The organism is Ferdinandcohnia sp. Marseille-Q9671 (assembly GCF_976954385.1).
Genome location: NZ_CDRJTA010000003.1, coordinates 181,093 through 190,891, shown reverse-complemented (window position 1 = coordinate 190,891; position 9,799 = coordinate 181,093). Strand labels below are relative to the sequence as shown.

10 protein-coding genes are annotated in these 9,799 nt (G+C 38.9%); 3 read left to right on the top strand and 7 right to left on the bottom strand.

The annotated features are described in order from the left end of the window. Positions 1 to 131: 131 nt before the first annotated feature. Together ACWNMY_RS13680 and ACWNMY_RS13675 are read left to right on the top strand one after the other, a co-directional pair. Entirely contained in the window at positions 132 to 326 is a 195-nt protein-coding gene (locus ACWNMY_RS13680) for a YwbE family protein (RefSeq protein ID WP_449538820.1), read from the top strand. Between the two features lie 37 nt (positions 327 to 363). Then, on the top strand, positions 364 to 840 hold the full coding sequence (locus ACWNMY_RS13675) for a hypothetical protein (RefSeq protein WP_449538819.1): 477 nt from the start codon (positions 364 to 366) through the stop codon (positions 838 to 840). Positions 841 to 965: 125 nt separating this feature from the next. Here ACWNMY_RS13675 and ACWNMY_RS13670 read toward each other — a convergent pair whose 3' ends face one another. The 4 genes from ACWNMY_RS13670 to pflB form a co-directional block, all read right to left on the bottom strand. Further along, a complete protein-coding gene (locus ACWNMY_RS13670; RefSeq protein WP_449538818.1) occupies positions 966 to 2,030 on the bottom strand; it encodes a hypothetical protein in 1,065 nt (354 codons plus the stop codon). Next, positions 2,014 to 2,547, bottom strand: coding sequence for an RNA polymerase sigma factor (locus ACWNMY_RS13665; RefSeq protein ID WP_449538817.1), 534 nt, complete (start codon positions 2,545 to 2,547; stop codon positions 2,014 to 2,016). The genes ACWNMY_RS13670 and ACWNMY_RS13665 overlap by 17 nt, the downstream gene beginning before the upstream one ends. Before the next feature lie 269 nt (positions 2,548 to 2,816). Continuing rightward, on the bottom strand, positions 2,817 to 3,542 hold the full coding sequence (gene pflA, locus ACWNMY_RS13660) for a pyruvate formate-lyase-activating protein (RefSeq protein ID WP_449538816.1): 726 nt from the start codon (positions 3,540 to 3,542) through the stop codon (positions 2,817 to 2,819). 163 nt (positions 3,543 to 3,705) lie between these two features. After that, positions 3,706 to 5,934: a formate C-acetyltransferase gene (gene pflB / locus ACWNMY_RS13655; RefSeq protein ID WP_449539128.1), complete on the bottom strand. Its 2,229-nt coding sequence runs from the start codon at positions 5,932 to 5,934 to the stop codon at positions 3,706 to 3,708. Between the two features lie 362 nt (positions 5,935 to 6,296). Between pflB and ACWNMY_RS13650 the strand changes: the two genes are divergently transcribed. Continuing rightward, positions 6,297 to 7,253 carry a D-2-hydroxyacid dehydrogenase gene (locus ACWNMY_RS13650; protein ID WP_449538815.1) on the top strand — a complete coding sequence of 319 codons (957 nt, stop codon included), beginning with the start codon at positions 6,297 to 6,299 and terminating at the stop codon, positions 7,251 to 7,253. Between the two features lie 107 nt (positions 7,254 to 7,360). On the opposite strand, the gene ACWNMY_RS13645 is transcribed toward ACWNMY_RS13650, so the two are convergent. The 3 genes from ACWNMY_RS13645 to ACWNMY_RS13635 form a co-directional block, all read right to left on the bottom strand. Then, positions 7,361 to 7,681 carry a YciI family protein gene (locus ACWNMY_RS13645; protein ID WP_449538814.1) on the bottom strand — a complete coding sequence of 107 codons (321 nt, stop codon included), beginning with the start codon at positions 7,679 to 7,681 and terminating at the stop codon, positions 7,361 to 7,363. Between the two features lie 27 nt (positions 7,682 to 7,708). Beyond that, entirely contained in the window at positions 7,709 to 7,939 is a 231-nt protein-coding gene (locus tag ACWNMY_RS13640; RefSeq protein WP_449538813.1) for an excisionase family DNA-binding protein, read from the bottom strand. Between the two features lie 221 nt (positions 7,940 to 8,160). Further along, entirely contained in the window at positions 8,161 to 9,738 is a 1,578-nt protein-coding gene (locus ACWNMY_RS13635; RefSeq protein ID WP_449538812.1) for a M2 family metallopeptidase, read from the bottom strand. Between the last annotated feature and the right edge of the window lie 61 nt (positions 9,739 to 9,799).

The following is a 9,799-nucleotide window of genomic DNA, read 5'->3' as shown; positions in this document are numbered from 1 at the left end:
ATATGGTGCTATTTTCACAGACGTTCGGTTCAACCATGGACGTATCCAATGATTATTTATTCCGTTTTTAAGATAAATCTCCCAAAGTAAGGTAAACTATAGAAATAAATATATTGTGGAAGGACAACACTATGAATGGGCAAAATCGCGTAGATATAAAACCTGGAATTCAGGTGCAAATAGTATTAAAGAAAGACCAACGGACCGGTATTCTAACGAAAGGTATTGTGAAGGATGTTTTAACAAAGTCTAGCTTTCATCCTCATGGGATTAAAGTTCGACTAGAAGATGGTCAGGTTGGACGTGTGAAGGAAATAATAGGGTAAGTTAGGTGCAAAAACTTTTAGAAATGAGGACAGAAACATGTTATCCTTTGAAGAAAAATTAGAGATTATTCAATCATTCCCTGAGTTAGAGCGAAAGGATGTCTCTTTAAAAAGAGTAAACTTTCATTATAATGATAGTATTTTTGACAAAAAGGTGGTTGTTCAACATCTTCATCCGAATGGAAATGGCTTTGTCTATGCTGGGCATCTTCAAAACTATGAGGTGGATGAAAAGGGCTTTGTAAATATTCGGGACTTCTCTGAAGATGACCTCCGGAGAATCGTGAAGGAATCCATTCACTCACTCTCAGCCAATTCAGATGCAGCAAGAGAGAGTGCCATAATTGGAGATGGTCATGAGGAGCGCTGGGTTAATGACGCTGGACAAACACTTATACTTATCCTTGAGGATGACTGGTGGAACATCTATTCCGGACTAAACCTAGAAGCAGCCTTTGCCACGTACGACGAAGCAGAAGATTACATGTTTGAAGAACGTTTTAGACTAAAATAATGGGACAAAGTTGGTCCAGATGCGGATGTCTTTGGCTCAGTTGAGGCTTTCTTTGGGTCACAGGGACAGGTACTCTGTCCCTGTAAAAATATGGCGGGTCAAGGGACCTGTCCCCCTGACCCAGTTTATTGAATCGGCATAAAGGCTACTTTCCATATTCCGGTTTCGTCTTTTATCATTTGGAAGCCCATTTGTCCGGTACTGTTTCGGAAGGAGATATAGCCTTGATATTCATTTGTTTGATGAAAGATTCCAGAACCTAAACCGTAAAATGCTTTCTTGTATGATTCTGGGTCCATTTTTTCTTCCTCCCAGTACTTCTTATCCTCTTCTTTTGACCACATGACCATATCTTCTCTTGTTGTGTATAAGGCATACGATGTTACTTGGTCACCATCTGCATTTGCCTGGATATATATTTTTGCTACACTAATTGGCTCCATTCCTCTTAGCGCCTCAGGATTATGATCAATCTTGAATTCTTCATATGCTGCTCTTTCTTGCTCGTTAAGCTCAATGTCATTTTTGATCTCTGGAACATATTCGTCGAGTGGTGCATAAATTTCCGCTATTTCTTCTTCCCAGTAGGTAACATGAATGTGATGAAGTTTTTCCTCACCATTTTGGAAATATGAAAAGACTATTTCCACACTTGGTTCTGCTTGGCTTTGATTAAAGGATTGAATTTGAATCGATTGAACATCGATCCCTTTATAAAAATCGAGTAATACCTGAACCTCTTTTTCAGGATTCGCCACAAAAAACACTTGTTTCTTAAGAAACTCTTTATCTTCCACATGCAGGGCCTCAAAGAATTTGACCACCATTTTACTTGCTACATCATGACCCGTAACCTTAAATACCGACTCATAAATTTGTTTATATCCAGGATTGAGAGCTAACAAAGTATCAAAGTCTGAGTTGATTGCATTTGATGGCTCCTCAGTGTCGACTGGTAGTTGCTGCCCCTGTTTAGGTGTGTTTGTCACATAGGACACAGTAATAATGGAAAACAGCATGATTGCCATTGTCAGCGGGATCCATACCTTCAAGCCTGAAAAATTTCTTCTTTTAATCAACTGTTCTTCCTTAAGGGTTATTTTTAGTTCTCTCACAAACATTGGCTCTGGTTCAAGATCCGGACGATTTTTTAATGCATCCAACCATTTTTCTTCATTTCGATTGTTCATGCAGTCCCCACCTTTCTTCGTTCACTTGAACATGCTTTTTCATTTGCTGAAGTGCTCTATGGTAATCGACTCGCACTTTTCTCTCGCTGCATCCCATGATTTCTGCTGTCTCCTTAATTGATAGCTCTTTTAAGCTCCTTAAAATTACTACTGAACGATACGTAGGCTTTAACTTTGTCAATGCCTCTTGGAGTTCTTCCCACTCTTTTTTTTGAATGGCTTGATTTTCAGGTGATAATTCCTCCGATTCATTCTCAACAAACCAATCCGGGAGAAATTGTAAAAATTTCTGCTTTCGCTTCCTATCAATGGCCGTGTATTTTACGATCGAAAAGATCCAAGTTTTTATTTTTTCAGGATGCTGTAAGGTACCGAGCTTCTTCATCACTTTAATAAAGGTTTCTTGCGTGATATCCTCAGCCTCTTGACGGTTATTCGTGTAGAAAAGTGCAAAATGATAAACATCTCGGTAGTACATGTCATAAATTTGTTCTATATCTAACGTCTCACTCTCCATTGCCTCGCCCCCAGTCATGAATAAGTCGTTTCAAAGGTACTTTTGTTTCACACTTTCAAAAACTTTTTTATTCTCTTCTACAGTTCAATTCGTCTCCATCCACACTTTTCCTGCTAATCAAGACACATGAGCTGCTAAACAAAAAAAAACAGCAAGAGAAAAACGTTACGTTCTCTCTTACTGCTTTTGTATTTTACCATCTTATTTGTTTACGACTGTAAAAAAATGGTGGGACAGAGAACCTGTCCCCGTGACCCACCCGTGACTACTTATCCTCTTAGGATTCTTTCTGCGTTTTTTACACGTTCGTCTGTTGGTGGTTCAACATTTTTTAGTTTGTATTCTAGGCCGAGGTTTTCCCATTTATAAATTCCGAGTTTATGATAAGGAAGAACCTCGATTTTTTCTACATTATTCAGGGTCCGGATAAATTCGGATAGTTTGGTAAGGTCCTCATCATTATCGCTAATTGTTGGAACTAACACATGACGAACCCAGACAGGAACTTTCTTTTCAGATAAGTAGTGAGCAAAGTCCAGTATATGTTCGTTGCTCATCCCTGTTAATTCCTTGTGGGTAACGGGATTGATCTCCTTAATATCTAGTAGGATCAAATCCGTGAGTGTAAGTAATTCCTCTAAACGTTCTATAAAATGAGGAGTCCGATTAAAGCATCCGCCAGAGCTGTCAATAGTGGTGTGAATGCCGAGTTTTTTGCATTCTTTGAATAGCTCTATTAAAAAATCCAACTGTAGTAATGGCTCACCACCACTAACAGTAACACCACCGCCTGAAGCTTGAAAGAAAGGTAGGTAGGTACTGATGTCCTTAATAATCTCTGAAACACTCATTTCCTTCCCTATATTTAATTTCCAAGTATCCGGGTTATGACAAAACTGACAACGGAGCAAGCACCCCTGTGTAAATATGACATATCGTAATCCTGGCCCATCTAGTGTTCCACAGGTTTCTATTGAATGAATGCGTCCGTTCATGTTCATCGTCCTCCTAAATGTTCAAATGCGCCACCGTTTAATGCGTCCGATTTTGTAAGACAGTTACTAGCAGTTTCCCTGTAAAGGTGTACTGTTAATAACTGCAGGGAAACCTCCCTTAGAACAATCGGGGCATGAGGGATTCGCCACCAGAGACATTTCCTTACATGCTTTCGTGGAATGTCCGGTTAATCACATCAATTTGTTGTTCTCTTGTTAACTTGATAAAGTTTACTGCGTATCCAGATACACGTATTGTTAATTGTGGATATAGCTCAGGATGTTCCATCGCATCTAATAAGGTCTCGCGGTCAAACACGTTCACATTTAAGTGATGTCCTTTTTTCATTGCATATCCATCAAGTAAACCTGCTAGATTACTAATTCTTGTTTCTTCTTCTCTACCTAATGCTTTTGGAACGATTGAGAACGTGTTAGAAATTCCATCTAACGCATACTCATAAGGGAGCTTCGCTACAGAGCTTAGAGATGCCAAGGTACCATTTGTATCACGGCCATGAAGTGGGTTTGCACCTGGTGCAAATGGTTCACCAGCTTTACGTCCATCAGGTGTGTTACCAGTCTTCTTGCCATATACAACATTAGACGTGATTGTTAAAATAGATTGAGTGTGAACAGAGTTACGATATGTTTTATGCTTTTTAATTTTATTCATAAAGCGTTTTACAAGCTCAACCGCAATGTCATCCACCCGATCGTCATTGTTACCGTATTTAGGGAAATCCCCTTCAATCTTATAATCTACAACAATACCGTTTTCATCTCTTACTGTTTGTACTTTGGCAAATTTAATTGCACTAAGTGAATCCGCCACAACAGATAAACCGGCAATACCGCATGCCATCGTACGGAGAATTTCTCTGTCATGTAGTGCCATTTCTATGCGCTCATAACTATATTTATCATGCATATAGTGAATGATATTTAGTGTATTCACATAAAGTCCAGCAAGCCATTCAAGTACCACATCATATTTTTCGACTACTTCCTCGTAATCCAAGTACTCAGACGTGATTGGTGCATAGGTTGGTCCAACTTGAATCTTCAGCTTTTCATCAACGCCACCATTGATAGCATATAATAAAGCTTTCGCAAGGTTTGCTCTTGCTCCGAAGAATTGCATTTGCTTACCAATCGTCATTGCAGATACGCAGCATGCAATACCATAGTCATCACCATAGGTTTCGCGCATGATATCGTCATTTTCATACTGAATTGAGCTCGTTTTAATAGACATTTTTGCACAGTACTTTTTATAGTTATCCGGTAGATTCACAGACCATAAGACTGTTAGGTTTGGTTCTGGTGCTGGTCCTAAATTATCTAATGTGTGCAAGAAACGGAAAGAGTTTTTTGTGACCAATGGACGTCCATCAAGTGCGACACCACCAAGTGATTCCGTCACCCAAGTAGGGTCTCCACTAAACAGTTCATTATAATCAGGTGTTCTTGAAAACTTCACAAGACGTAGTTTCATAACAAAATGATCCACAATCTCCTGAGCTTCCTGTTCTGTTACTAAACCGTTCGCTATATCTCTTTCAATATATATATCTAGGAAAGTTGAGACACGTCCTAAACTCATTGCTGCTCCATTTTGCTCCTTGATAGCAGCTAAATAGGCAAAATATAACCATTGAAACGCTTCTTTTGTATTGCTTGCCGGCTCTGAAATATCATATCCGTAAGAGTTTGCTAACTCTTTTAATTCCTGAAGGGCACGGATTTGTTCAGAAATCTCCTCACGATCACGAATAATATCATCTGACATTTCACCATTACCTGTATGAAGCAGATCTTTCTTCTTTTCTTCAATTAAACGGTTCACACCATAGAGTGCTACTCTACGATAATCCCCAATAATTCTACCTCGTCCATAAGCATCTGGAAGTCCTGTTATAATTCCCGCTTTTCTAGCGAGCTTCATTTCTGGTGTGTAGGCATCAAAAACACCTTGATTATGGGTCTTACGGTATTCAGTAAAGATCTTTACAATTTCCTCATCTATTTCAAATCCATAGGATTTAGCAGAATCGACCGCCATTCGGATTCCGCCAAAAGGCTGCAGAGAACGTTTAAATGGTTTATCTGTTTGGAATCCAATTACTTTTTCCTTCTCTTTATCTAAATATCCAGGTCCATGTGAGGTAATGGTAGATACAACTTTCGTATCCATATCAAGAACCCCACCATTGTCGCGCTCCTGTTTGGTTAATTCCATTACTTGCTCCCACAAAGTTAAAGTTGCCTCAGTAGGACCTACTAAAAACTCATCATTACCGTCATAAGGTGTAAAGTTTTGTAAGATAAAATCACGTACATCTACTTCGTTTTGCCATTTACCCTCTTTAAAACCAGTCCATGCTTTCATCATGAAAGACCTCCATTACAAGGTTTTATTTATATGTTTGATTGATTAAATTCATCTTGCTCACTACTGAGCAAACTTCCTTACAAACTTATCATACACCCTTTTCCACGAAATATCATGTGAAAAATTTCACAATATATATAAAAACTAAATTTCGTCACAATTAATTCAAAAACTGTTCAAAATATCAACTAGGAATACTCTTCAAACTTTAACATAGATTGGAATTTCAATACTATGTATACTAGAAACAAATGGGTCACGGGGACAGGTTCCCTGTCCCTGTAAAAATATGGTGGGACAAGGTGCCTGTCCCCCTGTCCCAGGGCAAGGTAACTGTCCCACTGGAATGGAGGAATACTATGAGGAAACTGGTTATTACACAGGATATTGAAGAGTCTCATTTGGAGCAAATCAAGGCTATTGTACCGAGTTGGGAAATTGTTGCTGGGAGGGATTCATCTGTTTGGTTGGATCATTTAGGAGATGCTGAGGTTATTGTTGGCTGGAAAAAGGAAATTGCGGATCAATGCATTTTATCTGATTCGAAGCTTCGTTGGTTACAAAGCTGGAGTGCAGGGGTGAATAGTATGCCACTCGCTGAAATGGAGAATCGAGATATTCTACTAACGAGTGCGAATGGCGTTCATGCCTATCCGATATCTGAGACCATCTTTGCTCTTATGCTTGGATTAACGAGAAAGATACATACATATGTACGAAACCAGCAAGAGAAAAAGTGGCATCATGCTGACATGAAACTTGAAATTCACGAAAAGACGATTGGTATTATTGGGGTCGGGGCAATTGGAAAAGAAACGGCTAAAATTGCAAAGGCATTTGGTATGACTGTACTTGGAGTGAGACATTCCGGTAGAAATGTAGATTTTGTAGATAAGATGTATACACCTGATCAATTATCAGATATGCTGCCTACGTGTGATTATGTCGTTGTGACTCTACCGCTAACCTCGGAAACCCACCATATGTTTGGAGCAGAAGAATTTAAACAGATGAAGTCTTCGTCCTTTTTCATTAATATTGGACGAGGCGAGATTGTCGTTGAAGAAGAGTTAAGTAAGGCATTACAATCTGGAGAAATTGCAGGAGCCGGCCTTGATGTCTTTACGAAGGAACCTCTCCAGGAGGATAGCCCGCTTTGGAATCTTGAAAATGTAATCGTAACACCTCATACCTCTGGGTCTACTGAACATTATACAAAGCGTGTAATTGAGGATATTTTTATACCGAATCTTGAAAACTATGTACGTGGTGAAGCGTTACCTCATAATGTAGTTGATTATAAGAAAGGGTATTAAACAGTTAAACCCATGGAATCCCATGGGTTCTTTTTGATTTAGGGGTATTGGGACTGTTTCAGATACTCTTCTCCAGAAACCATGACTCCCGATAATCATATCTTCAGCTACTCATGAAAACCATTATTAAAGAGGGCAATACGATATGGATAGAGCTCTGCTGTCATAATTCCTTCCTTAACTGCAGGGTCATTTTCCATAATCTCACGAGCTTCTTGTACCGAATCAGCCTGAAGGATGACAATCCCAAATGTCGATTCATCAAGTGTTTGAGTTTTGCCTGCTAGTATCAGTATGTTTTCCTCCAATAAGGCCTTCAACTTCATAAAATGCTTCTGAACAATCTGATTTTCGATATCTGTCCAGTTTTGTTCATCGAGTAAACGCGGAATCAACTTTAGAGTGTAGATATATTGTTCCTTTGCCATCTGTCTCTCCTACCAAAACGTAAATTTTTAATCCTCATCCTTAACATCGATATCCTCAGGAATTGGTTCGTTAAGCCATTCCTCGTATAGCTTTTTATATTTTGCAAGTTGATCGAGATGCGTATTGAATTGCTCTTTGTATAAAAGGTACTGTTCACCATCAAAAAGGGCACGTACCTTCTTCTCTTGAATTAACTTTTGTACCAATTCTTCTGGAATTGATAGGTATTCTGCTGTTTCTTTCACTGTTAAATACAAGTTGATTCATCCTTTTAATTTCTAATTTTGTATGCTCTTCGTTCTGCATATTCTGAGCAAGGAATGCATACCTTAATTGTTTTCCCATTATCGTCAATATAGTTGCGCAATGGTCTACTCTTCCTTTTACAAATTATACATTTCTTATCAAAAAAAGAGAAAAATGACATACTTTCCTCCTCCTTTTTGAAGATAAAAAATGAGAGAAAAACTCTCTCATTTTATTTCACGGTTACAAATTGATCGACAAAATGCTGTGGATTTAATTTTTCACCAGTGGCTTTTTCAATTTTTTCGTTCCAAGTATACAAAGCACCTGGTTTAAAGAAGTCATTCAACAGGTACTCTCCTACTTTTTCAGTAAAGAGGTCACTCGATACATTACTTTCAATATATTGCTGTAATTGAGAGGTTGTTAATTCACCTAGTAAATAGTTTTGGTAATACACTGGCACCAATGTAAAATGAATCTTAGCAGCCCAATGTGGATAATCCTGATTGTCTGGTGGTGTTAGTAATTGAATTTCACTCACAAGCTTCCACCATAGTCGGTTTAAATCTTGATCCGGATTTTCATAAAGCTCACGCTCAAAGAAGGAGAAGGTCATAATCCAGCGTCCTGCGATGAGCATTTGACGACGCAAGGACTTCTCAATAAGTGGTGTGATTTCATCCACCTTCTCTTGGTCTAACTCTAAGAATTGTTGAAGCCACTTTGGATTCCTAGCAAAACGACCGTAAAGCATGGCAATTGCCTCAGTAGTTAGCGTATGTGCCGGACTACGTAATAGAAACGGCAGGCTACTATCAATATATTTAAAATAAACCGCATGCCCATATTCATGTAGCATAGTCGCAGACCAGTAATCAGACAATACGTTATTACATAAGACGCGAACATCTCCATCTTTGTCAATATCTGTACAGAATGCATGCTGGTTCTTCTTTTCTCTTGGATATAAATCACTTTTAGCAAGCATATCGGATATATCCATACCCATTTTCGCAAATGTCTGGCTTGTTAACTCCTCAAGATTTTTCCCTTCATATAATGGATCGAGGTCCAACTCTTTAGAAGGAGGTGCTTCTTGGAAAAATGGGTCCGCATAATGCCAAGGCCGTAGATCCTCCACCTTTATGCCAAAACGTTCTGCCAAATCTTCGTCCATTTCCCGCTTAACTTCACGGAATGGCTCATCAGAGATTTCCTTTAGTTTTGTGAAAATAGAAAAGACCTCATCACGATCAAGCTCTTGCGCTTCAAAGCTCATTTGGTGGAAATTATCATATCCTAATTGACGTGCAGCTTCATTACGCTTCTTAACCAAAGTCAGTAACTTTTCCTCAATTTCTTTTGCAATTTGCTTACTCGCACGCCATGCCTGTTCACGTTCCTCAAGGTCATTGCTTTTGATTAAAATTTGGCGAATGTCATTTTCAGTCACTTGCTTTCCATTCAAAGTTGCACGATATGTATTAAATACCCCTATTAATTCAGTAGAAAGCTGTACCATTTCTTTGAGGGTTTCTTCTGGAAGCTGATTTTCTACCATACTTGAATACAAAAGCTGGAGTTGGCGTTTTTGTACCTTGTCTTCGGTTCCCTGAAGGTATTTCTTAACCTCCTCAAAGCGCTCAGCATCTGAAAAATAAACCGTATATGCTGTTTCAGCTTCAGCAGCCTTCGTATTCCATTCCTCTTCACCGGTGGTTGCGGCCATCCAAGAAGCCTCTGCACTTTTGATATGTAACTCTCTAACCGTTTTATTTTGTTCCTCTAAGAATTGCTCGATTGTCATATTGTACCCCTCCTCATTATTCACATATATCCTATTATTCTAGAAATATCGACAATATCCT

Excerpts from the sequence above, each read along its gene's own strand:
- ACWNMY_RS13680 (WP_449538820.1), top strand. The coding sequence starts at position 132 with ATGAATGGGCAAAATCGCGTAGATATAAAACCTGGAATTCAGGTGCAA.
- ACWNMY_RS13675 (WP_449538819.1), top strand. The coding sequence starts at position 364 with ATGTTATCCTTTGAAGAAAAATTAGAGATTATTCAATCATTCCCTGAG.
- ACWNMY_RS13670 (WP_449538818.1), bottom strand. The coding sequence starts at position 2,030 with ATGAACAATCGAAATGAAGAAAAATGGTTGGATGCATTAAAAAATCGT.
- ACWNMY_RS13665 (WP_449538817.1), bottom strand. The coding sequence starts at position 2,547 with ATGGAGAGTGAGACGTTAGATATAGAACAAATTTATGACATGTACTAC.
- pflA (WP_449538816.1), bottom strand. The coding sequence starts at position 3,542 with ATGAACGGACGCATTCATTCAATAGAAACCTGTGGAACACTAGATGGG.
- pflB (WP_449539128.1), bottom strand. The coding sequence starts at position 5,934 with ATGAAAGCATGGACTGGTTTTAAAGAGGGTAAATGGCAAAACGAAGTA.
- ACWNMY_RS13650 (WP_449538815.1), top strand. The coding sequence starts at position 6,297 with ATGAGGAAACTGGTTATTACACAGGATATTGAAGAGTCTCATTTGGAG.
- ACWNMY_RS13645 (WP_449538814.1), bottom strand. The coding sequence starts at position 7,681 with ATGGCAAAGGAACAATATATCTACACTCTAAAGTTGATTCCGCGTTTA.
- ACWNMY_RS13635 (WP_449538812.1), bottom strand. The coding sequence starts at position 9,738 with ATGACAATCGAGCAATTCTTAGAGGAACAAAATAAAACGGTTAGAGAG.